General features: G+C 73.6%; 1 pseudogene. It reads left to right on the top strand.

The features are described 5' to 3' along the window. A pseudogene (locus C7C46_RS33555) lies at window positions 1-250 on the top strand (phospholipid carrier-dependent glycosyltransferase); the annotation flags it as partial.

The following is a 250-nucleotide window of genomic DNA, read 5'->3' as shown; positions in this document are numbered from 1 at the left end:
CCCGTGGAGCTGGCTGGTGCTGGGCCGGCCGGTCTCCTTCTACTACGAGTCGCCCACCTTCGGGCAGAGCGGCTGCCGGGCCGGCCAGTGCGCCTCCGAGGTACTGGCGATCGGCACCCCGCTGCTCTGGTGGGCCGGCCTGATCGGGCTGGTGTACTGCCTGTACCGGTGGGTCCTGCGGCGCGACTGGCGGGCCGGCGCGATCCTGTGCGGGCTGGGCGCGGGGCTGCTGCCCTGGTTCGACTACCAG

The organism is Streptomyces tateyamensis (assembly GCF_003205575.1).
In the GTDB taxonomy this organism is placed as follows: domain Bacteria; phylum Actinomycetota; class Actinomycetes; order Streptomycetales; family Streptomycetaceae; genus Kitasatospora; species Kitasatospora tateyamensis.
The sequence above is the reverse complement of the archived record's forward strand: the minus strand, read 5'-3'. Positions and strand labels throughout refer to the sequence as shown.